Consider the following 22,575-nt stretch of genomic DNA (forward strand, 5'->3'; position numbering starts at 1 on the left):
GCTAGATTAATTGATTAAAATAATAGCATGTTGAATTTTTAGTTTGTTCAAGAACCATGCTTAGCAAATATCGATAACTATAAATATTTGGCGTGAAATCTCAGATGTTCTTCAATAAAACTCGCAATAAAAAAGTAACTATGGTCATACCCTGGGTGATAGCGAAACTCGGCTTTATAACCTATTTCTAACGCCACATTTTCTAAGGGTTTAGTGAGTTTTTGGGTGTGATAAAAATTATCATCTAAGCCTTGATCAACTAACATAGGAATATGCAGGAACTTCCCCTGTTGGCGCATTAACATGCAGCTATCGTAGGCCTCCCAGTCTTTTGGGTCGTCACCTAAATAATGGTTAAATGCTTTTTGGCCCCATTGGCAATCAGAAGGATTAACAATAGGCGCGAAGGCTGATACCGAGCAAAATTGCTTCATGTTCGATAATGCGATTGTCAACGCGCCATGACCACCCATGGAATGTCCTGCGATTGCCGCTTTGTCTTTTACTCTAAACTCTTTTTTAATGAGAGCGGGCAACTCTTCAACAATGTAGTCATACATTTGATAATGCTCTTGCCACGGCTCTTGGGTGGCATTGAGATAAAATCCGGCACCTAAGCCTAAATCGTATGCCGCGTCAGCTGCGTCTGGAATATGCTCACCCCTAGGGCTGGTATCAGGCATTATTAGCATAATACCTAATTCCGCAGCTATTCTTTGTGCCCCAGATTTTGTAGCAAAGTTTTCATCTGTACAAGTAAGCCCGCTAAGCCAATACATCGCGGGAAGCTTTTCGTTTGGATCACTCATTGGGGGAATAAATACACTAAACTGCATTTCACATTTTAGTACGTTTGATTTATGGCTATAACGCTTTTGCCAACCACCAAAACATTTATTCGCGCTGAGTTCTGCTAGTCCAGTTGTTTCTGCGGCAGCCCTCGTCATCAGAAATGCACCACTGTACGAATAGATTTGCCCTCATGCATTAAATCAAAAGCAGAATTAATGTCTTCTAATGGCATAGTGTGCGTTATAAAGGTGTCTAATTCGAACTCGCCATCCATATAACGTTGCACGTAATCGGGTAGTTGGCTACGGCCTTTTACACCACCAAAAGCGGTACCGCGCCAGACTCTGCCTGTAACTAGTTGGAATGGACGGGTGGAAATCTCTTGTCCAGAGCCTGCCACACCAATAATAATGGATTCACCCCAACCTTTATGACAACACTCTAATGCCGAGCGCATCACGTTGACATTGCCGATGCATTCAAAGGAATAATCCACGCCACCCTCTGTCATATCAACTATGACTTCTTGAATAGGTTTGTCGAAGTTTTTAGGATTAACAACATCAGTTGCTCCTAATTGTTTGGCGATATCGAATTTGTCTTCATTGATATCGATGGCAATAATCCTTCCGGCTTTTGCCATTTTTGCGCCAATCAACACAGAAAGGCCAATTCCGCCCAAACCAAATACTGCGACAGTGTCACCGGGTTGTACTTTTGCGGCATTAGTTACTGCGCCCATGCCAGTTGTCACGCCACAACCTAATAAGCATACCTTTTCTAGTGGTGCATCTTTAGGGATTTTGGCTAAGGCAATTTCAGGTACCACGGTATGTTCGGCGAAAGTAGAAGTGCCCATATAATGATAAATGGGTTGGCCGTTTATAGAAAAACGACTGGTACCATCTGGCATCACACCTTTACCTTGAGTGTTACGTATTGCTTGGCATAAATTGGTTTTACCAGATAGGCAAAAATTACATTTGCCACATTCCGGGGTGTAGAGTGGAATGACATGGTCACCTACTTCAACCAGTGTGACACCTTCGCCCACCGCCTCAACAATACCTGCTCCTTCGTGGCCCAAAATGGCTGGAAATAAACCTTCTGGATCTTCACCAGACAAGGTAAAGGCATCCGTATGACAAACGCCTGTGGCCACTATTCTCACCAATACTTCGCCTTTTTGTGGCGGCGCTAAATCCACTTCTTCAATTTTTAGTGGCTCACCTGCAGCCCATGCAACGGCTGCGCGAGTTTTGATACTTTTCATTGGTTGTCCTTTTAATATTCTGTCTATTGTACAAGTTTGCTTAAAAACAATGTCCGAGTAAACGGATACTGTCGGCCTTCCAGATCACATTGCTGATCTCATAACCTTTTGCGCAAAGCTGCTCTTTGGATAATCTTTTCTTTAACGCCTCTGCAGCCTGATCTTCCAAATCTAGTTTGGTTTGATTGTTGGCCTGCATGGCTATTCTAGTTGGCGATTCTTGTGAAAAACTTTGGCCCTTTCGTGGACGTTCAATTTCGGTGCGGCCATCACGAAATAAAGACGCTTCAGAGGTGTTTTGCCAGGAAATGCCGTAGACAAATTCAGTGACACCTTCTGTGGTGACTCGTGAGTCAAACTTTTCATCTGTCATGATGGCTGGTGTACCACTAGCACAACCGCCAAGCAGTAGGCCTATGAATAAGGTTTTTAAAAAACAATGGTTGAACAAATCACACTCCAGTTTTGTGTTCACTGATGGTAGGGATTGATGGGTTTTTGTTAATTATCAATATCTGAAAGTTTACTCACCTCATATACTAAACAGGGTCTAAGCGGATCGCAATTTGTGATCGGCGATTATAGATGAATTCTGTTAATTTTTTTCACAGTTGTTTATTCGAACTTAGGCTTATTTATACAAGCGTATCAATATATAAGTTCACTCGCTCTTGCAGCGAGGCATGAATGTAGTATTGTATCCTGCATAGTATGTAATGTGGAAGTTTAGCGTGTTAAAAAAGCAGTTCTGTTTACTGGTATTAAGTTGCTTGGTTAGCTTACAAACTATGGCTGCAGATAATCTTTATTCTGTATTTTCAATCGGTTATTCAGATGTGGAGTTCATCCAAGACTCTAATAAAGGTGTCGGTTATAAGATGGCATTTGGTTATCAGTTTGACCCTCAGTGGTATGTTGAAGCGGGTTATCAACAATTAATTCACGACAGTTTGTATATCACAGATCTACCTACTTCAAGTGCTGTAACTGAGGCTAAACATCTGCAACAAGGCGACGCGTTATTTTTAGCTTTTTTAGGCAAGGCCTCCGGCCCAACTGGCGAATTATTTTACCGTTTGGGTGTGCTTAAAACTGACCTGCGTGGTCAATACCTGTTAGCTGGCAATAGCGAATGTGAGTTTGGGCAAGCTAATGTCTTGGCTATTGAGAATTTTGGGACCGCCACTTTGTGTGATTATGATGAAAGTGGTGTCGCGGGAGTCATTGGGTTAGGTTTCGATTATTTTATAGGCGCGAGAACCATGATCCGCACAGAACTTGAATATATCAAGGGGCAAGATAACTTAACAGTGGCAACCGCTACTGTCGGTCTACGCTACAATTTTTGAGTCAGGCTACGAATGTGCTAGCTATCAATTAAAACTTAAAACGGATTTCCTCAAACTAGTGAGTGTTTGCTAACTAGCAGTCATCACTAAATGTCCAAAAACGCAGCCAAATGAGTCGTGACTTTTCATAAATCAACTTGCGGCTGTTATCCCATTTCATCATTAATGGACATCTACTCAAAGCTTAATGAGCCTCAAAGTTGTGTCATTGCTCCCATACTAAAATGTATCTCCTTTACTCCTACCTAATCCTTTATCCATTTTTAAACATCCGTGAGACTACTATTTGAAGTATAGAAAAATCAATATTTGCGCACTTGAGCTAGTGGCCCTAGAAAAAGTAAAATCGGTCGTTTTAGGTTATTTGAAATTAATGATTGTTAAATAAATATTAACATTTTATTGAATTATGATGGTATCTGCGTAATTTACAGGGCAAACAATACAAATAAACAAACACCCAAAGTTAAAATAACGATGAATTGGAATGATTGAAATGAATGACAAAAATATCCCTGGATTAAATTTCGCTGATTTACAAATGAAAAGTACTTTCGACCGCAGGCACTTTATGAAACTTAGCAGTGCCTTTGTTGGGGCGAGTTTGCTGCCTGGTTCACTCGCTTTTGCCGATCAAAAGCCAAGTTCGATTGGTGTACAGTTATACACCTTACGGGACATGATGGCAGTCAGTGTAGAGGCTACTTTAAAGTTAGTCTCGGCTGTGGGTTTTAAAGAAGTGGAGACTGCTGGGTATTTTCGGCATTCACCTAAAGAGTTTCGCAAAATGTTGGACGGTGAAGGGCTCAGCGCGCCTTCTGCACATATTGGATTAGATTTATTTGAAAACAGCCTGAATGAGGTTATCGACACAGCCAAAGAAATTGGTCATCACTATGTGGTGGTGCCCTATTTAACAGTAGAGCAGCGTGGTACTGGCATTGATGTTTATAAAAAACTCGCTGAAAAATGCAATATTTGGGGTGAAGCCTGTCAAAAATCGGGTTTGAAGTTGGCTTACCATAATCACGATTTTGAATTTGAAATCCGTGATGGCTTGTTACCCTATGATGTATTACTGCAAAACGTTGACGCAGATTTAATGGCTATGGAAATGGATTTGTATTGGATGGCTAAGGCAAAACAAGATCCCTTAGCGTATTTTAAACGTCATCCTGGGCGCTTTAAATTGTGGCATGTTAAAGATATGGATAAAGAAGGGGCATTTGCAGATGTGGGTACGGGCGTAATTGACTTTGCGACTATTTTTGCCCATGCCAAACAAGCAGGTCTTGAACACAAAGTGGTTGAACGAGACAGAACAGACAATGTAGTAAGAACGTTGCAGCAAGGGTATAAAGCGGTTTCGGCGCTAGCGAATTCTTAATCGTTGTTGATCACCCATAGTCGTTAATGTTTGTGAATTATGTTCAAGGTTTACGACGACACCTATTAGGATTATCGTGATTTAAGATAGGTATGTTTGAACTAGAATAGTGGCCGTCCTCAAGGGGTATGTCCCATACCCACTAAGCCCCTTGGGCAGAGCTTACATAGTTAGCCCTGTTCAGATCAGAAAGCCATGTATTATCAAAAAATACAGTAATAACATAATTGCTGAGCCAGAGTAGCGAATGACTCAGTTTGCTGTATTTAAAGTGAGTTTGTCACAAGCAGGCTACTTTTTTTGCTGCATTCTCTCTTTTAAATCTGCAAAGGGGTTGTAGGTACTGGTTTTGATTTCAGTATCTTCAGTACTGCCGTAGCGCACAAAATTCTCAAATTTAGTATGCTCTTCATCATGACAATATAAACATAATAATTCCCAATTACTGCCATCGCTGGGATTATTGCCATGGTTATGATCCACATGATGTACGGTTAATTCAGAAAGGTTTCTGTGGGTAAACTCACGGCGGCATCGACCACAAATCCAAGGATATATCTTAAGTGCTTGTTCTCGATAACCCGATGCTCGTTTGGCTATGTATTCTTGCTGCTGGGCAAATACTTGTTCGTAACTGCCAGACCCAGTTTTTTGATTTGACATGAATTTTTCACTTAAGCTAACTGAAGCTCTATTAGAACATTTTTAGTCACAGCAAAGTAGAGAATCCATCCACTGTCCCTGGGGTTTACTTCGTCATTTTGTCATGCAGTTCTTAGCTATCATCCTGCTCTTAAATTTTATTTAAAATGAGAGGTTTCGAGATTAATAAGATTTTTTCAGAATTTTTAATGGTTTCAGTGCAGTTAACTCGTGGATCTTCATTATCTAGCGTATCCTAGCGATGATTTAATTTAGGATTGTTCGCTATTATCAATGTAAACATTAATGTAAAAAATATTCCCTCTACAGAAGTGACATGTGCAAATTGTCAGGCATGTTGTTGTAGCTTAGAAGTGATGCTGATTTCCGATACGGGAGTGCCTAGAAAGCATATTTCTGTTGATAGCAGTGGCAGCGAAACTATGTTGCGCTTAGATGATGGTTGGTGTTCCGCTTTAGACCGCGACACATTAATGTGCTCAATATATGAAAATCGCCCTTGGATTTGTCAAGAATTTGAGATGGGATCTTATGAATGTGTCAACGAACGTTTAGAGAAAATGTAGGCTTTAGGTCAAGGTAAGTGGTACCACTCTTTTGCATTATTGCAGGTGATTTTTTTTAGAGTGTTGGGAGTTATTTCAGGTAACGTCATGTAAGTGTTCCACAATTCAGAATAAGACATTGAAAATTCACAGAGTGGAAAGTTACTGGCTAACATGACGCGTTTATCCCCCAAAGTTGTAAGGCAGTGGTGAAGCACATATTCAAGTTGTTTGACTTGCCAAGCCCTGTTCAACATTTCCCAGCCCGATAATTTAATTGCGATATTTTCACATTCGGCGAGTTTTTGTAGACTAACTAACCAATTTTTTTGCCCATTATTGTCTTTGTTGGCAGGTGGCCACCCAGCGTGGTTGATGATGATCGGCACGGTTTGATGGTTATTTGCTAAGGCAATCAATAGTTCTACGGCCCTTGTGTCTGCCAGTGAAAGCTGAGCATCAAAACTAAACGCCATGTCTGCCAAGAGTGAAAAATGTGGCTGTATTAATGTGGCACTCAGTATTTCTGTCGCTTGTTCATCTAGGATATGGCGAATACCCACTACTGATTTTCGTTGTTTTAACTGTTTAATATGTTCCCTGAATGTCATAGCAGTTATGTCAGCAAAGGCCACACTCTTAAAGGGTAGGGTACAATGTTGTTGTAACCAGTCTATTTCTCGCCAAGGCTGCTGATTATCGAACCCCGCTTCAACATGTACAAAACCTGCCAGTTGCTGACGGGGTGATAACACCAGATCTCCCTCGACAAAATTTTTGTTTATTAAATGTTTGTCTGGCCAATAAGGTGGGTTTTGTTGCTTTAGCCACCCATAATCGCCGTGTTGCAAATTGAATAAGTGCAAATGTGGGTCGATGATTTTATGTAAGTCATGGGACATACTGTTGAGCCTTTACTGAGTTGTATAACCGCCGTCTATGACTTGTAAACTGCCAGTGATAAATTTAGCTTCTTCTGAGGCTAAAAAGTAGCTAAAAGCAGCGACTTCACTTGCTTGGCCAAGACGTCCAAGAGGTTGCAACGCGGCTTCTTCTGCATGAACTTGGTTGCAATCGGCACCTGATTTGGCGACATAATTATTGATGGCCTTGTGATATAACGGCGTTTCTATGGTGCCAGGACAGATTGCGTTGGCTCTAATTTGGTATTTGGCATAATCCAAGGCGGTGGTTTTTGCCATAGATGCCAATGCGGCCTTGCTCATGTTGTAGGCAAAGGAGTTATGTTTTGCAATCAGAGCTTGATCAGAGGCCATATATAAAATCACCCCGTTGTTTTGGGATTTCATTTGTGGCAATACGGCTTTAGTGGCCGCAATAGCGCCTTTTACATTGAGGTCAAATACTCGATCAAAATCCTCTTCACTGGTATCTTCTATAGTTGCAGAAAAATGTATACCAGCGTTTGAAACTAAGCAGTCAACTCTGGCATATTGTTCGATAATAGTTTGGATGCAAATTTTCACTTCAGTAGAGATAGACATATCACATTTACGCCATTCTATTGCTTTTGATTGCGCCGGATTGGCTTGTATATCTAGGTTTATCACTCTGTAATTTTGTGAGCTAAATTTCTCACACACGGCATCACCTATGCCATAGCTGCCGCCTGTGACGATACAAACTGGTTTATCAAATTTAAGTGGTGTTAATGAGTTGGGCATGTGAACTTATTTTTATTTAAATCATCCTACAAGAGTAATGCAACAGGACTGAGCAACCAAGTGTAAATACATATTTTGTGCAATACACTTGTACTCGCCTATTGTAGAATAGCGCCTAATTATTTTGAGGTGTTGGGCTGTTGTTTTTTCACATATCGGCTCAGGTTAAAAGCGAGATGTTTTGTCACTTAATATTTCTTTGTCAAAGTCACTGTTTCTGCCCGTCTTTTTATTCTTTGTTCTGTTCAAAGTGCATGCAGCAGAGATCAATATTAAAGGGATAGAAGATGCGCGCGTCTTAAAAAACGTCAGAGCCCATGTCGAGAGTTTAGATATTCCAAGTGCCAGTTATCAATATTCACAATATCAAGAAAGTGTGCAGTTAAAAGTAACAGCTGCGACACAAGTCTTTGGTTATTACCATGCCACCGCAGTGGTGACTCCCCCTAGTGCAGTGACGAATAATTTAGTAACCAAAAATAAAAATTGGAGCATTTGGGTTGAGTTAGGGCCTGTAACACTAGTAAGAACAGTCTCTATTAATATTGAAGGGCAGGGGGCAGAAGATAAAGAACTCCAAGCTCTACTTAGCTCAATTAATCTTAAAAAGGGTAAACCTCTAGAACACTCCATTTACGAAAAAGCCAAAAACGACTTACAAAGTTTAGCGCTTTCTCGGGGGTACTTTGATTTTGAGTTTGAACAAAGCAATATTAAAGTCTTTGAGTCGTTAAATTCTGCCGATATTATTTTGCAAATTAACAGTGGCGAGCGCTACAAATTTGCAGACTTGCGTTTTGGTCAAGACGCTCGCTCACAACAATTAATTAAGAGTTTAACTCCCTTTAAAACCGGAGACTTTTATCAAGCCAGTCAATTAGGGTTACTTAATCAAAGGCTTAAACAAACCCAATATTTTCGACATGTTGTGGTTAGGCCATTGGTGGCAGAAGCGAACGATGGGGCAGTGCCGATCCAAGTCATCTTGACCCATAAGCCCAGAGACAATTTTGATCTGGGTGTAGGTGTGTCATCTGATGTGGGTCCTCGTTTTACCGGTAAATGGACACGTCCTTGGGTAAACGAAAGTGGTCATTCAATCGGGGCTGAAGTGTTTGTTTCATCTCCCGAGCAATATGTGTCTATGAATTATAAAGTGCCCTTGGAAGACGCCATCCAAAACTATTTGAGTTATCAGGCGGGTTATCAAGCACAAAATGAAAATGATACCAGTAGTCATAAGTGGTCTATATCAGCCACTCGTCATTGGACAGTCGAGCATTCAGACTGGCAACGCTCAGCTTTTATTCGGCTCGAGCAAGAAACTTATACCCAAGGATTAGAGGCGGAACAAACTACGCGTTTGTTAACACCGGGATTAACCCTAAGCAGACTTCGCAGTAAGGGTGGCTTAGACATTAATTGGGGAGATAAACAAACACTCACAACTGAGTTTGCTTCAGAATCACTGTTATCAGATATTAATATGGTTAGAATTACTGCTGCATCTAAATGGGTCAGAAGTGTCGAACAACACCGGTTTTCTTGGCGGGCTGAAATTGGAGGGATAGTCACTAACGATTTTGATCAAGTCCCCTCAAGTTTGCGTTTTTTTACTGGGGGAGACCAAAGTGTACGTGGCTTTGATTATAAGACGTTATCACCTTTCGAATTAGACTCAGATGAAGAGCGTGAACTAACAGGTGGGCAATACCTGGCTGTTGCGAGTATTGAATACTCTTATCCTGTTGCTGAAAATTGGCGCGCAGCGACCTTTATAGATGCAGGTAATGCAACTGAAGAATTATTTAAGGACCCCGCTATTGGTTTTGGATTTGGGGCCATTTGGAATTCTCCGATTGGCCCAGTGCGTTTGTACTTGGCAAAAGGTAAGAGTGATTTTGGTAGCTCTCGGTATTTCCATATATCCATGGGACCGTCTTTATGACCCTTGGCACTGATGAGCAACCTGCTGTCAAAAAGCATAATATCCCTTCTAGCCTTATTCGCACGTTGACCCGAGGTTTAGTCAAGTTAGCCATAGTCTGCATCATTGTATCAAGTCTGTTGATTGGATTTTTAATGACGCCTTGGGGCACTAAGGCGGCTATTGATACGGCAAATAATGTAGTTGCAGAATTGACTATCGATTACAGTAGCGGCGGTATCGGGTCAGAGCTGAAACTGTCTTCAGTGAAGTGGAAGCAAGCGGCGAGTCAAGTTGAGATTGAAAATCTGCAATTATCCATACAGCTATCTTGTGTATGGAGGTTGGCACTGTGTATAGATTCTGTCAGTAGTGACAAAATGGATGTGCAAATTCAAGCCGCTGAGTCATCGCCTGATGCAGAATCTACTGCTGCAGCCTTTACTCTGCCATTTCCTGTTTCCGCCGACAGTATTGAACTCAATAAATTCTCCCTCAAGGTACAAGGTTCTGCCGACATTTCATGGCAAAAGTTAACGGGGAAATTGGATTTTTATCGGCGTCTTCGAATAGACATGATGCAGTTAGATGGATTTAGTTTGGTAACTTATGCATTAGACGCGCCTCCAGTAACCACTCAGACAAAACCTTTTGATTGGACTGCATGGCAGTATCAAGCCATTACGCCACTGCCTTTTGTGTTACCTATACATTTTGATATCTTGGCGTTTAGGATGACAAACGCTAGTGTGAAACTGGCAGGACAAGAAAACTTTACAGTCAAAAAGGCAAGTCTAAAAGCGAAAGGAAGTTCGAAAAAAATTCAATTGTATGAGTTGCTGATACAGCATGAGCAAGGGCAATTATTAGCTAAAGGGCATGTGCAATTAGACGGTAATTTTGAGCACGTGTTGTCTGTAGACGCCAATGCTGAGTTAGTTGAGCTCAATCCCTTAACGTTAGCCTTACGTTCTTCAGGCAATATTAATGGGCTCACTACACAAATTGAATTAATAGAGTCAACTCAGTCAGCTAAAGCGCCCAAAGACAATTCTCAAAACGCCCCTTTAAAGTTAGAAATGGATTTTACTGCGCAACCTTCTAAAGCAAACCTACCGGTTAAGTTACGGCTTAATTGGAAGCATTTGGTTTGGCCCATAACAGCAGTACCTCAGTTCAAATCCGCTGCGGGTGTTATGGATGTAAAAGGTGATTTAAATGCCCTTAAACTGGATTTAGTGACCAGTTTATCTGGACAAAACATACCGGATACCAAAATTAAATTCAACGGGATTGCCGCATCCACTCTTGGGGACAAACGGTTTGAGATAAATGAACTTTTGTTAGAAACCTTAGGTGGTCAGATACTCAGTCAGGGTAATTTAAGCTTTTCGGACTATATCAAGTGGCAAGGACATTCTAACATTAGTCATATTGACCCTAGTGTTTTCTGGCCTGAATTGGTGGCGGATATCAATGGCGAACTGTCTACACAAGCCAGTAATAACCAAGGTATTTGGAAAGCTAAGTTAAATAAGTTTGATATTCAAGGACAGTGGCAAGGTTATCCCCTAACTATGTCAGGAAATGTGGATTTTCATGAAAATGATGGTTTGCAGTTAAGTGCACTGTCATTAAAAAATGCTGACAACACCTTACTATTAGATGGCAAGGTATCTAAGCAACAGGCTGTTGATATTCAATTTTCATTGGATGCCGCAGAGCTAGCGAATTCAATTCCACAACTGAGTGGTAGCCTCAATTTATCTGGCAATTTAAGCGGGGATATTGCCCAGCCAGAAGTCAGTTATGAGCTTTCTGGTAGCCAATTATTGTTTTCTGAGGTGCTTGTCGAACAAGCAGAGGGTAAGGGAACAATTAAGTGGAACCAGCAAAAACCGGTAGACTTAAAGTTAGATCTAAGGGGCATTCAAGGCATTAATAACCAGATAGATAGCGCTCAGTTTGTTCTTAATGGTGATGCCAGTCATCACCAATTGGATTTAACCACTAGTGGACAAAGCAGCGTAAACTTGAGTATTCAAGGTCAGCTTAATCAGTCTTCTTGGGAAGGTAATTGGTTAACCGGTGACATAGAATCTTCCTATGCCAATTTAACTTTGCCGAAACCTTTTAAAATGGCTGCAGATTGGAGTAATCAGCAGTACTTTATTGCGCCCCATTGCTGGGTACACACAAATAATGAGTTATGTATTAAGCTGGCGCAGTTTAAGGAGAATATTTTATCTTGGGATGTGTCACTTAAAGAGTTCGATGTGCTCTCAGTGGTGCGTCGCTTGATGCCAGAAATCCCTCAGATTCAAACAAAGAGCCGTTTAAATTTAGAGATGTCAGGGGACTGGGATATTGAAAGCTTACCTAATGTCACTTTAAGTGCCAGTTTGAGTTCAGGTGAGTGGCTGTTTGGTGAGCAGAATAATCTTAGCCTGACGTTAGACGAAACCTTAGTGAAGGCACAGATCAATCAAAAAAACATATTAGCCAATATTAATTTATCGGGTAGTAAACTAGGTGCTTTGAGTGTCAGTCTTGAGGGGAAATCTGGTGTGTATGCTGAGCCCTTGACCCGACCTATTCAAGGTGAGTTACTTATCGAACGTTTTGATCTCGCCGCTTTTAAAGCGCTTGTTCCACAATTAGATGTGTTGCAAGGTGAAATTAATGGCCAAGCTAAAATTGACGGCACGCTTGGTAGCCCATTACTGACGGGCGAATTAAGCTTAGCTAATGGCGCGTTAAAGGATGAATCTTTGCCTGTGGCGCTTAGTGCCATTGAGCAAAGTATTAAACTAAGAGGCCAAAGTGCTGATTTTGCGGGCACCTATAAGCTTGGTAAAGGACTGGGGAAAATGGATGGAGACATTACTTGGACACCAAGCCTTAAAGGTAATTTAAATATATCTGGGGAAGAATTGGAATTTGATTACCAGAGTATGATCAAAGCAAGAGTCAGCCCTGCTATTAGTCTTATGTTTGAGCCTAATAATTTAGAAATAAAGGGTGAAGTGACAATCCCCTATGCGCGAGTAAAAGTACGAGACTTACCCAAAGACACTATTTCTCCTTCAAAAGATGTCATTTTAGTGGAGAAACAAGCTGAGTTAAATGCGTCCCAACAACGACTGGCACTTAACGTATTGTTAAAAGTTGATCCTCAGAATACTAACAACGTTAAACTGGATGCATTTGGCTTAACCACAGATTTACGCGGCGAGCTCCGCTTACAAAACAACAAAACTGACATATTTGGCAGTGGTGAAGTGCAATTGGTTAATGGTCGGTATCGAGCTTATGGTCAAAATTTGGTTATAAGAGAGGGGGATATTTTATTCACTAGCTCCTTAGATAGGCCATTTTTGAATATAGAAGCGGTACGAGATCCTGACTTAACGTCCGACAGTGTTATTGCAGGCCTACGGGTCGAAGGTGTGGCGCAAAATCCGAGCATTAGTGTGTTCTCTGAGCCAGTCATGGAGCAGCAACAGATCCTGTCGTATATGTTAACGGGACGAGGAATGGGGGAGTCTAGTGGCGACAGCCAAGATACTATTTTGGCCAATGCTTTATTGTCTTTGGGATTAGGGCAAAGTGAAAACCTTATTAGTAAAGTAGGTAATAAATTGGGTTTTGAGGACGTGATTTTGGATACCTCTGGGCAAGGTGAAGCGACTCAGTTATCGCTAACCGGTACCATAGCTCCAGGCGTTCAATTACGTTACGGCGTAGGGGTATTTGACTCTATTTCTGAAGTGGCGATTCGATATGAGTTAATCCCCCAATTATATATAGAGGCAGTAAGTGGGGTCAGTAACGCGATTGATATTTATTATCAATTTAGTATTGAGGGGAGCCAAAATAAACAAGTGAAAGATGATTAAGTCAATTTTATATCATAACCAAAGGAATAAATTCGATGTTTGAGTCATTGGCGTATGCCTTAGACGTTACATTGCCCATTAGTTTAATAATAGCTTTGGGTATACTGTTAAAACGCATTGGCTGGATCACCGATGAGTTTGCTAAATCAGGCTCCGAGTTAGTGTTTAACCTGACTTTACCCTGCTTATTGTTTGTCAACATTGCAACTACCAACTTGACTGATCATTTTCCAACCTTTTTGATGGTTTTTGCAGGCATAGTCATGACAGGGGCCTTTTTCTTTTTCCATTTAATGGCTTACAGAATCACTAATAAATTAGCTAGAGGAGCCTTTGTTCAGGGAGCATGCAGAGGCAATATGGCGATAATTGGTTTAGCCTTGTCAGTGAATGCCTTTGGTGAGTCAGCTTTGTCTATTGCTTCAATGTACTTGGCAGTGCTGGTAGTACCCTTAAATATCTTTTCGATTTTAACTTTGTATTATCACCAAGAAAAAACACCCAGTGCCAAAGAAGTGGCCCGCAGTGTGTTTACTAATCCTTTAGCTATTGCTATTTCCTTGGCGATAGTGGTGGCATTGTTGCCCATCCAAGTGCCAAAATTAATCTTAGATACGGGCAACTATCTAGCAAAAATGACACTTCCTTTGGCTTTATTGTGTGTGGGAGCGACCATACGTTGGCAAGAATTTCGATCCTCCAACTTATTGTATTGGGCAATAAGCAGTAAAATTGTGTTTATTCCCCTTATAGCCACGGTATTGGGTTTTTATTTTGGACTTAAAGGCGAAGAACTTGGCGTACTCTTTATGATGACTGCTGCACCTACAGCGGCTGCTGCTTATCCAATGGTCCGAAGTATTGGTGGCGATTACCATCTTACTGCGGCCATTATTGCTGGAAGTACCCTAATGTCGATTGTTAGCTCAACGCTAGGTTTGTTTGTCATGCGTGAAATGCAATGGGTTTAAGGTTTTCGAGATAAGGTTAATCGTCGAATATTTTTTCTTTACCCATTTGCAAGGTTCTTGTGGCAAGTTGTACTTCTTTTAAAAAAGTCAGTAAGGCAAAAATCAGTAAAAATAACGCAATAACAAAAAGAGAGACGATCACTTGACTCAAATCAAACATCAATAGATCTCCCAAAAATAGAAGTACTACTACAGCACATACAAACAAAGCCGACGCAGTACACAAGCCAATGGAGCTGTTTATCAATTTGATCCGGCGCCATAAGTTTTTTAATTCATTTTCTGAATGTTCTAAAAACTCAGGGTTTTTAATGGTAAAAACCCGTCGCTCCATAATACGTGCTCTGTCCACGATCCGCCCTAAGCGACCTGACATCACATTTAAAAAACCTGCAATACCGGTCAACATAAAGACAGGCGCCACCACGATTTGGATCACTTGGGCTAGATCGGTAACAGATGAAGACATGGCTATTTCCCCCTACAATTATTCTGCAGTTTCGATTTCAGCGTCGTCATCTACTTTTACAGCCCATAAATCGTATTCGTTACTATGAATAATTTGTGCCCATATAATATCCCCCGGCTCTACATCAAACTCATCGGTTAAATGCACATTACCGTCTATTTCAGGAGCATCGGCATAACAACGGCCAACCGCGCCTTCTGGGGTGACTTCATCAATTATTACTTGGTATTCTAAGCCAATTTTTTCTTTTAACTTAGCAGTACTAATTTGTGATTGTTTTTGCATAAAACGGTCGTAACGCTCTTGCTTGATGTCTTCACTCACCGGATCGGGCAAGTCATTGGCTTTTGCACCTTCTACATCTGAATATTTAAAGCAGCCTACGCGATCAAGCTGAGCTTCATCTAAAAAGTCCAACAACATCTGAAAGTCTTCTTCGGTTTCACCAGGGAAACCCACAATAAAGGTTGATCGGATCACAATATTTGGGCATACCTCACGCCAAGCATTGATACGCGCCATAGTGCGTTCAGCTGCTGCAGGGCGTTTCATTAGTTTAAGAATACGCGGGCTGGCATGTTGAAAAGGAATATCCAAATAAGGCAACACTTTACCTTCAGCCATTAATGGCATGATTTTGTCTACTGAAGGGTAGGGATATACATAATGTAATCTTACCCAAATCCCCATTTCTCCGAGCTTTTCACACAAGGTTTTCATGTCGGTTTTCACCGGCATGCCATCCCAAAAATCAGTTTTGTTTTTGACGTCTACGCCATATGCACTGGTGTCTTGAGAAATCACCAATAACTCTTTTACCCCCGCATTTTTTAGACGTTTTGCTTCGTCTAAAATGCTACCAATAGGGCGACTCACTAAGTCACCACGCATTGATGGGATGATACAAAAAGTACACCTGTGATTACAGCCTTCGGATATTTTTAAATAAGCATAATGGCGAGGAGTAAGCTTAACCCCAATATCGGGCACTAAGTTCAAATAGGGATTATGTTCAGGCTGAGGTAAATGTTCGTGTACTTGATTAACCACTTCTTCATAGGCATGAGGGCCAGTAATTGCAAGGACATTGGGATGAACCTCACGTATTTCATCTTCTTTAATACCCAAACAACCCGTGACAATCACTTTGCCGTTTTCGGCCAGTGCTTCACCAATGGTATCTAATGATTCTTGAACAGCAGAATCGATAAATCCACAAGTGTTTACAATCACTAAATCTGAATCATTATAGGTAGGTACTACGTCGTACCCCTCAGTGCGCAGCTGCGTTAAAATACGTTCTGAGTCCACTAAATTCTTAGGGCAGCCAAGGCTTACAAATCCAATGCGAGTGCCATTGGCTTTGTGTACAGGCGAGTCTTCCAGTATTTTGACTGGCGTTTCTAGTGTGGTGGTTTTATTGGGAGTATAGGTTTCAACTGTCATAGTATGCCTTGCTGCTTCAGTTGATTTTTCATTCAAGTGAAAGCCATTTAATAAAATTTTGCTGCTTGCTTTACAAATTCTTAATCATAAAAGGGCAAATCAGCGTTTAATGGCGCGATTATACAATAGAAAATACACAGGGGTAGTGTGTTTCTGATGTGGGCGATTAATCCCTAAATGTTGAACATTACAGAGTTGCTTATTGCAGTCATTAGGTTGATTTATTGTCAGGATATTTTACATGATTACTATTTTTATTTCTTAAATAATCATAAGTTGTTGATATTGTTGTATAATAAATTTTTGGAACGATTAGTGCATTCATAAAATTAAGGTAGATAAACAACAGATACTTTTCTTTCAAGAAATAAATATAGGGAATGTGATGAATACTAAAATTTTGAAAATGGCTTTCGCTGGTTTGGTTTTAGGTGTTAGTGGTCTTGCTAATGCGGGACTGATTGGCTCTACAGTTACCGTTACTAACACTTATGAGTCTTCTATATTTGACGGGCCGACAGATGTATTGGTTCAAAGTGGCATAGTCAGTGAGCTAACTGAGTTTGGCGATTTATGGGATATAAACATCGATGATGACTCTATAGATATGGTTTGTAACTATAGTCAGTGTAATGATCTCATTGGCTTCGATGAATACTTATTTGAAGGATTAACTTGGGGTGGAGCAAACTTTTTTACTGGGTTCTCTATGACAACTAATACAACAGGATTAATTGTTAACGCTTTAATGCCAACAAGTACATCTTTGTATTTATCGATGGAGCTTACTGCAATGCCTATCGGCTCAGTTATTCACATTGATTTTCAAGAAAGCGTTTCCGTTCCAGAACCCTCAATACTTGCCATATTCGCTTTAGGTATTATGGGTTTAGCTTCAAGCAGATTCAAAAAATAAATCTCAATAAATAGTTACTACTACAAAAGCACCATTCTTTATGTCTGGTGCTTTTTTGTTTCTGTCCTTTTTAAATACCCTTCTCTTAAATTGCAATTCAGTTATCATCTAAGTTCAACTAGCCTGTTGAACAACATATGAACTTAGACAAGTCGCAAAAACGTATCAGTAAGCGGGTTAAACGTGGATTTCATGGTTATCCGCTGATCAGCATTGAGTAGTTGGGGCGGCGCTAAGTTAAAATTATAAAAGTGGATGTGGGTTTTATTGAAAAAGAAAACACTGAAATCAATGCTATTACTTTTCATCATAATGAATCATAAACTCGTAACAAAGACATTGTGCAAACAACTATCCTCAACCCAAGTACAAATATAATCAAAAATCAGAGGATGGAGTCTAGCTCTGAACTGCCTGCATGTCCTTTCAAATTACAGCAAAACTAACTCCGCAAAGTAACGTTAACCATGAGGTTTTTTGTCGCGGCTGATAGTCGTGCATTTGCTATTTTTAGGTTTTAGAGTTTCGATTAAATTTATCTCTTTTATTCTTTTCGCTGATTACTTGGCTGCGACCAACAGTGGCTTCGCAAAGTCTATACAACAGCGTTAAAAACACGTATCTTTTATGTAAAAGAATAAAAGGGCTTGAATGCTGTGATGAATTTACTGGGTAGGAATGGCCATTGTTAAATTACACTAAAAAGTATAACAAGTTAGTTCTGTATTTGTTTTGTCATTGTCTTTTTGTCACAGCATCCTTTGCAAATCCACTTAATTTTGACTCACGCGCACCTCAAATTGACTTTACCCATTTAATTGATACTAAACGCCAGTTATCAAACCCTAATGTAAACGCAATAGAACAAGACAGCCAAGGCTTTATTTGGATTGGTACTCAAGACGGTTTAAACCGTTTTGATGGGCTGACTACCCGCCAATACACTAGTATTAGGGGTGATGAAACTAGCTTGGTTGCTAACTATATCAATGCAATTTATGAAGACAGTGAAGGGCGGCTATGGGTCGCTTCAAAACAAGGCATTAACTTATATTTAGCCGAAAATGATAGTTTTACCGTCATCACTGATACAGATGAAGTGAGTGGGCGTGATTATATCAGTATTGCTGAGTCGGCCAAAGGAATCATGTGGTTTGGCTCACAGGATAAAGGCCTACTGCGTTACGATACCAATTTGGCAACCTTTCAGACTTTTATCGCTGATGAAGACGTTCCCGCTAGCTTGAGTGATAACCGTACCCGCGCCGTGTTTGTGGACAGTCAACAACGTTTATGGATCGCCACAGATGGTGGCGGCTTAAATCTTAAATTAGCAAACCAAGATGGTTTTCTACACTTCTCTACAACGAGCGATATAGCGATACCCAGTAACAAAATTCAAAGCATATACGAAGACAAAAGTGGCAATATTTGGGTGGGTAGCTACGATGCGGGGGTGTTTGTATTTAACCCCACTTCTGGTGTCAAAGTGCATTACCAGCATAATAGCCAGAAACCCGATAGTCTCTGTGCAAATAAAGTTAATAATATTCTTGAGGATAATCAAGGGCGTATTTGGTTAGCCACAGAGCAAGGTTTATGTGAGTTGCAAGCCAAAAGTCAGACATTTATCCGTCATAGTCACGATAACGGGCGTACAAGTAGCCTAGTAAGCGATGGTGTCAATTCGCTGCTCCAAGATGCTGGGGGGGTAATGTGGGTTGGCACTTATGGCGGTGTGAGCCGCTGGAATGCTGACCTGAATAGGTTTTCTCTAGTTTCACAGTCCTTTGGTATAGGCAAAAATTTAGCTAGCAACGTGATAGTGTCTTTTGCTCAAGACAGTGATGAAAATCTGTATATAGGAACCTGGGGTGGGGGACTAAGTCAAATCCATAGCGAAACAGCAATTATGAGCACTGAAGTCCCAAGTGCTGATAAACCACGCGGCCTGCAGGGCGATGCAGTAATGAGTCTTCTGGTGGATAGCCAAGATACTTTGTGGGTAGGAACAGCTAGCCAAGGGTTGCACAGGCGGGAAAAAGGGCAAAAAGACTATGAGGTGTTTCAGCATGATCCTGAAAACCCCACTAGCATTAGTGCTAACGCAATCAGTAAAATTATTGAATTAAATAATAGTGATATTCTTGTGGCAACCTATGGTGGTGGGCTAAATATCTATCATGGGGACGGCCGTTTTAAGCGGTTGCAGAATGTGCCAAGTGATCCCACTAGTTTATCAAGTGACAATGTGCTGGATATTATACTTGGCGATGATGGTGCGTTTTGGGTGGCAACTGATGGAGGCGGAGTAAATTACTACTCTAGTGAAACAGAGCGCTTTCGACAATTTAAAAAAAATGAGGCTGACACTAGCAGTTTAGCGAGTAATAATATTTCTTCTATGCTTGTCACTGAGCAGTATATTTGGTTTGCTACGCAAGGAAATGGCGTCGACAGACTCGATAAAAACCGCTTTTTAAATGGCGAAGTTGTATTTGAGCACATCACTAAACAGCAGGGGCTACCAAGTAACTCAATTTATGGCTTGGTAGAGGATGATTTTGGGTACGTTTGGCTAAGCCACTCTAAAGGCCTGAGTAGACTCACGCCCTCAGAACTGACGGTATTAAATTTCACCACCACTCACGGCTTACAAAACACTGACTTTAACAGTGGCGCCTATTTTAAGGATAGGAATGGTCGGTTGTATTTTGGCGGGGCCAAAGGATTTAATACTTTTACTCCAGAACAAGTCCCTATCAATGAATTCCGCGCACCAGTCAGGCTGACCCAATTCAGTAAGTTTAATCAACCAATACCACTTTATAGGGCATTTAACGAAACCGGTAGCTTAAAGCTGAATTACACCGACTCTGTAATTGGCTTTGAATTTGCCTTGCTAGATTATACTCGGCCACAAGACAACCAGTATGAATATCTGATGCAAGGCCTGCAAGATACATGGGTTGCCATCAACAGTAACAGCATTACCTTTTCCAATTTAACGGCCGGTGATTACGTGTTTAAGGTCAGAGCCGCCAATAATGATGGCGTGTGGAGCTCATCAGAGTTAACTGTGCCTATAGTGGTTGCACCGCCTCCATGGAAAACGCTTTACGCTTATATATTGTACTTGCTGTTGTTTCTTAGTTTGCTGTTTTATTTATTTCAAAAGCAGCGGGCTAAGTCGGCGCAGTTATTGCGTTATCAACAACAATTGGAGACTGATGTAAAACAGCGCACTATAGAGTTGCAATCTGCCAATGAAAACTTGGCGGAAGCTATAGTGGAAACTGAGGCCGCGCGGGAAAAAGCCGAACAGGCGGGCCGGGCCAAGTCTGATTTCCTAGCGACTATGAGTCATGAAATTAGAACCCCCATGAACAGTATTCTGGGGATGAGTGAATTATTACTCAATACTGAACTTAATCTGGTACAACAGCGTTATATCAAAACGGCCTACCGCTCAGGAGAAATGTTGTTAGAGCTGATTAATGACATTTTGGATTTTTCGAAAATGGAAGTCACTAAAATCGAGCTCGAACATGTTGCTTTTGACTTGCCCGCAGTCATTGAAGAAAGTGTTTTAGTGACAGCGGGCAGGGCACATGAAAAAGACTTAGAGGTTACCAGTTATATTTCACCTGCCTGTCCAAAATTTGCATTAGGTGATGCCTTACGCTTGCGTCAAATAGTGATCAACTTAGTGGGTAATGCCATTAAGTTTACTGAATATGGTTACGTTGAAGTTACCCTTGATTGTGATGACGACAGTTTTTATCTGAATGTCAAAGACACAGGTATAGGCATGTCAAAAGAGCAACAACAAAGGATTTTCCAAGCTTTTGAACAGGCAGACAGTTCCACCACAAGACGCTTTGGAGGCACTGGCCTGGGGCTAAGTATTAGTAAAACTTTAGTTGAATTAATGCAAGGCAGTATCACTGTGAGCTCACAAGAAAACCGAGGGTCGGTTTTTTCTGTTTGTTGGCCCAAAGAAGCGGCACTTGTCAAAGATGATGAGTTAGATGAAGCCGTTTTACCTGATGTGAAAGTGTTAGTTTTGGTTGAAAATGATGTCGTCAGAAAGATGGCAGTAAGTTGTCTGAAGCGTCTAGAACTTAGTTTTGAGTTAATTGAGAATGCACACAGTATCACCACCCAAAATACCACATCACAAAGGCAAGTGTATTTAGTCGATGAACCTTTGCTCCAGCGCAATACTTGGTTGGATGTGTTAACGCCCTTGGCTAGCCAAGTGATGGTGATGACCATGTTAAATAGCGATAATAGTCTTTGTCTTCTTAAAGCTGCTGATTTTATCAGTAAGCCTTTGTTGAGCTCTAACCTCTACCAAGCTATTCAGCAGCAGTTGGGGATCATTAAAACCCCTGTGCACGACATCAGCCCTTCCGTTTTTGCTAGTTCCTATGCATTTAAGGCTAAAATACTATTAGTGGAGGACTCTAAAACCAATCAGGACGTTGCCACTACTATGCTGGAATTGTTTGGTTGTAAGGTTGAGATTGCGCAACATGGCCTAGAGGCTATCGACAGAATTAAAAAACACTCCTACGATCTCATTTTAATGGATTGTCAAATGCCTGTTATGGATGGTTATACCGCCACTCGTGAAATCCGTCAGTGGGAGCAACAAAGCCCTAAGAATGCTTTGATAATTGTCGCTTTAACTGCGGGTATGGGCGTGAATTATCATCAAGAGTGTATTGCAGCAGGCATGGACGAATGTATGCTGAAACCTTTTACCACCAAACAACTGTTTGAGGTATTAAATAAATATTTAAGTCATTTATTGATCGAAAAAGACCCCGCTAAATTTGAAAAACCTGAGCTGGAGTTACACTCTGTTGCTCCAACTATGCCTTTGGGGGATTCTCAGGAGTGGTTGGATATGGATGCGATTGACGCTATTCGGCAAATTGAACAGCATACTGGGCGTAAAATTTTCAGTCGTGTATTGAACACTTTTGAACAAGAGATGAAGCTGAAATTACCGGAAATAACGACAGCTTTTTCTCAGCAGGATGCGCAGTTAGTCGCGCAAACTGCTCATGGAATGAAGTCCTTGGCTGCCAATGTGGGTGCGAAAAAACTACGTAGCCTTTGTCAAAACATTGAGCAATTTGGAATGAAGAATGATTTGTTAGCTTGTGAAGAAGATATTCATGCATTGGAGACTTGTTACTTAGAAAGTATGCGGTTTCTATCTGTATTAGCGGAGCAATAAAA

The 22,575-nt window shown here is 40.9% G+C and carries 16 protein-coding genes; 8 read left to right on the top strand and 8 right to left on the bottom strand.

The window, feature by feature from the left end; genetic code table 11:
- Positions 1–77: 77 nt before the first annotated feature.
- From fghA to AAC000_RS15730, 3 genes are read right to left on the bottom strand one after another with little or no spacing between them, the layout of a single operon-like run.
- Positions 78–947: an S-formylglutathione hydrolase gene (gene fghA, locus AAC000_RS15720; protein WP_339723903.1), complete on the bottom strand. Its 870-nt coding sequence runs from the start codon at positions 945–947 to the stop codon at positions 78–80.
- The gene (locus tag AAC000_RS15725; protein ID WP_339723905.1) at positions 947–2,065 is read right to left on the bottom strand and encodes an S-(hydroxymethyl)glutathione dehydrogenase/class III alcohol dehydrogenase; all 1,119 of its coding nucleotides are present in this window, start codon (positions 2,063–2,065) and stop codon (positions 947–949) included. Before AAC000_RS15725 ends, fghA begins: the two co-directional genes overlap by 1 nt.
- Positions 2,066–2,105: 40 nt before the next feature.
- On the bottom strand, positions 2,106–2,516 hold the full coding sequence (locus AAC000_RS15730) for a hypothetical protein (RefSeq protein WP_339723906.1): 411 nt from the start codon (positions 2,514–2,516) through the stop codon (positions 2,106–2,108).
- A gap of 280 nt (positions 2,517–2,796) precedes the next feature.
- Here AAC000_RS15730 and AAC000_RS15735 point away from each other — a divergent pair, with 280 nt between their 5' ends.
- Together AAC000_RS15735 and AAC000_RS15740 are read left to right on the top strand one after the other, a co-directional pair.
- Positions 2,797–3,414 (top strand): outer membrane beta-barrel protein, encoded by a 618-nt coding sequence (locus AAC000_RS15735; protein ID WP_339723908.1) that lies wholly within the window; start codon positions 2,797–2,799, stop codon positions 3,412–3,414.
- A 496-nt stretch (positions 3,415–3,910) separates the two neighbouring features.
- Entirely contained in the window at positions 3,911–4,801 is an 891-nt protein-coding gene (locus AAC000_RS15740; RefSeq protein WP_339723910.1) for a sugar phosphate isomerase/epimerase, read from the top strand.
- 291 nt (positions 4,802–5,092) lie between these two features.
- On the opposite strand, the gene AAC000_RS15745 is transcribed toward AAC000_RS15740, so the two are convergent.
- On the bottom strand, positions 5,093–5,464 hold the full coding sequence (locus AAC000_RS15745) for a YajD family HNH nuclease (protein WP_339723912.1): 372 nt from the start codon (positions 5,462–5,464) through the stop codon (positions 5,093–5,095).
- A gap of 257 nt (positions 5,465–5,721) precedes the next feature.
- Here AAC000_RS15745 and AAC000_RS15750 point away from each other — a divergent pair, with 257 nt between their 5' ends.
- Positions 5,722–6,030 carry a YkgJ family cysteine cluster protein gene (locus AAC000_RS15750; RefSeq protein ID WP_339723913.1) on the top strand — a complete coding sequence of 103 codons (309 nt, stop codon included), beginning with the start codon at positions 5,722–5,724 and terminating at the stop codon, positions 6,028–6,030.
- Positions 6,031–6,038: 8 nt separating this feature from the next.
- Here the strand turns inward: AAC000_RS15750 and AAC000_RS15755 are convergent, their stop codons facing one another.
- The gene (locus AAC000_RS15755) at positions 6,039–6,911 is read right to left on the bottom strand and encodes an amidohydrolase family protein (protein WP_339723914.1); all 873 of its coding nucleotides are present in this window, start codon (positions 6,909–6,911) and stop codon (positions 6,039–6,041) included.
- Positions 6,912–6,923: 12 nt separating this feature from the next.
- Positions 6,924–7,694, bottom strand: a complete 771-nt coding sequence (locus AAC000_RS15760) for an SDR family oxidoreductase (protein ID WP_339723916.1) — start codon at positions 7,692–7,694, stop codon at positions 6,924–6,926.
- A 181-nt stretch (positions 7,695–7,875) separates the two neighbouring features.
- On the opposite strand from AAC000_RS15760, the gene AAC000_RS15765 reads away from it, so the two are divergent.
- Genes AAC000_RS15765 through AAC000_RS15775 form a run of 3 tightly spaced genes read left to right on the top strand, consistent with a single transcriptional unit; the run spans position 7,876 to position 14,491 of the window.
- Entirely contained in the window at positions 7,876–9,642 is a 1,767-nt protein-coding gene (locus AAC000_RS15765; RefSeq protein ID WP_339723918.1) for an autotransporter assembly complex family protein, read from the top strand.
- Positions 9,639–13,520: a translocation/assembly module TamB domain-containing protein gene (locus AAC000_RS15770; protein WP_339723920.1), complete on the top strand. Its 3,882-nt coding sequence runs from the start codon at positions 9,639–9,641 to the stop codon at positions 13,518–13,520. Before AAC000_RS15765 ends, AAC000_RS15770 begins: the two co-directional genes overlap by 4 nt.
- A 35-nt stretch (positions 13,521–13,555) precedes the next feature.
- Positions 13,556–14,491: an AEC family transporter gene (locus AAC000_RS15775; RefSeq protein ID WP_339723922.1), complete on the top strand. Its 936-nt coding sequence runs from the start codon at positions 13,556–13,558 to the stop codon at positions 14,489–14,491.
- Positions 14,492–14,507: 16 nt separating this feature from the next.
- Here AAC000_RS15775 and AAC000_RS15780 read toward each other — a convergent pair whose 3' ends face one another.
- Both AAC000_RS15780 and rimO read right to left on the bottom strand, forming a co-directional pair.
- Positions 14,508–14,960: a DUF2721 domain-containing protein gene (locus AAC000_RS15780; RefSeq protein WP_339723924.1), complete on the bottom strand. Its 453-nt coding sequence runs from the start codon at positions 14,958–14,960 to the stop codon at positions 14,508–14,510.
- A gap of 18 nt (positions 14,961–14,978) precedes the next feature.
- On the bottom strand, positions 14,979–16,406 hold the full coding sequence (rimO, locus tag AAC000_RS15785; RefSeq protein ID WP_339723975.1) for a 30S ribosomal protein S12 methylthiotransferase RimO: 1,428 nt from the start codon (positions 16,404–16,406) through the stop codon (positions 14,979–14,981).
- Positions 16,407–16,791: 385 nt separating this feature from the next.
- Here rimO and AAC000_RS15790 point away from each other — a divergent pair, with 385 nt between their 5' ends.
- Positions 16,792–17,322, top strand: coding sequence for a PEP-CTERM sorting domain-containing protein (locus AAC000_RS15790; protein WP_339723926.1), 531 nt, complete (start codon positions 16,792–16,794; stop codon positions 17,320–17,322).
- Positions 17,323–18,007: 685 nt separating this feature from the next.
- On the top strand, positions 18,008–22,573 hold the full coding sequence (locus AAC000_RS15795) for a two-component regulator propeller domain-containing protein (RefSeq protein ID WP_339723927.1): 4,566 nt from the start codon (positions 18,008–18,010) through the stop codon (positions 22,571–22,573).
- Positions 22,574–22,575: the final 2 nt, after the last annotated feature.

It is taken from the genome of uncultured Paraglaciecola sp., from assembly GCF_963977085.1.
GTDB lineage: Bacteria > Pseudomonadota > Gammaproteobacteria > Enterobacterales > Alteromonadaceae > Paraglaciecola.

Coding starts and splice junctions, on each gene's coding strand:
- AAC000_RS15745 (WP_339723912.1), bottom strand. CDS start 5,464: ATGTCAAATCAAAAAACTGGGTCTGGCAGTTACGAACAAGTATTTGCC.
- AAC000_RS15770 (WP_339723920.1), top strand. CDS start 9,639: ATGACCCTTGGCACTGATGAGCAACCTGCTGTCAAAAAGCATAATATC.
- AAC000_RS15790 (WP_339723926.1), top strand. CDS start 16,792: ATGAATACTAAAATTTTGAAAATGGCTTTCGCTGGTTTGGTTTTAGGT.
- AAC000_RS15740 (WP_339723910.1), top strand. CDS start 3,911: ATGAATGACAAAAATATCCCTGGATTAAATTTCGCTGATTTACAAATG.
- AAC000_RS15775 (WP_339723922.1), top strand. CDS start 13,556: ATGTTTGAGTCATTGGCGTATGCCTTAGACGTTACATTGCCCATTAGT.
- AAC000_RS15755 (WP_339723914.1), bottom strand. CDS start 6,911: ATGTCCCATGACTTACATAAAATCATCGACCCACATTTGCACTTATTC.
- AAC000_RS15760 (WP_339723916.1), bottom strand. CDS start 7,694: ATGCCCAACTCATTAACACCACTTAAATTTGATAAACCAGTTTGTATC.
- AAC000_RS15780 (WP_339723924.1), bottom strand. CDS start 14,960: ATGTCTTCATCTGTTACCGATCTAGCCCAAGTGATCCAAATCGTGGTG.
- rimO (WP_339723975.1), bottom strand. CDS start 16,406: ATGACAGTTGAAACCTATACTCCCAATAAAACCACCACACTAGAAACG.
- AAC000_RS15725 (WP_339723905.1), bottom strand. CDS start 2,065: ATGAAAAGTATCAAAACTCGCGCAGCCGTTGCATGGGCTGCAGGTGAG.
- fghA (WP_339723903.1), bottom strand. CDS start 947: ATGACGAGGGCTGCCGCAGAAACAACTGGACTAGCAGAACTCAGCGCG.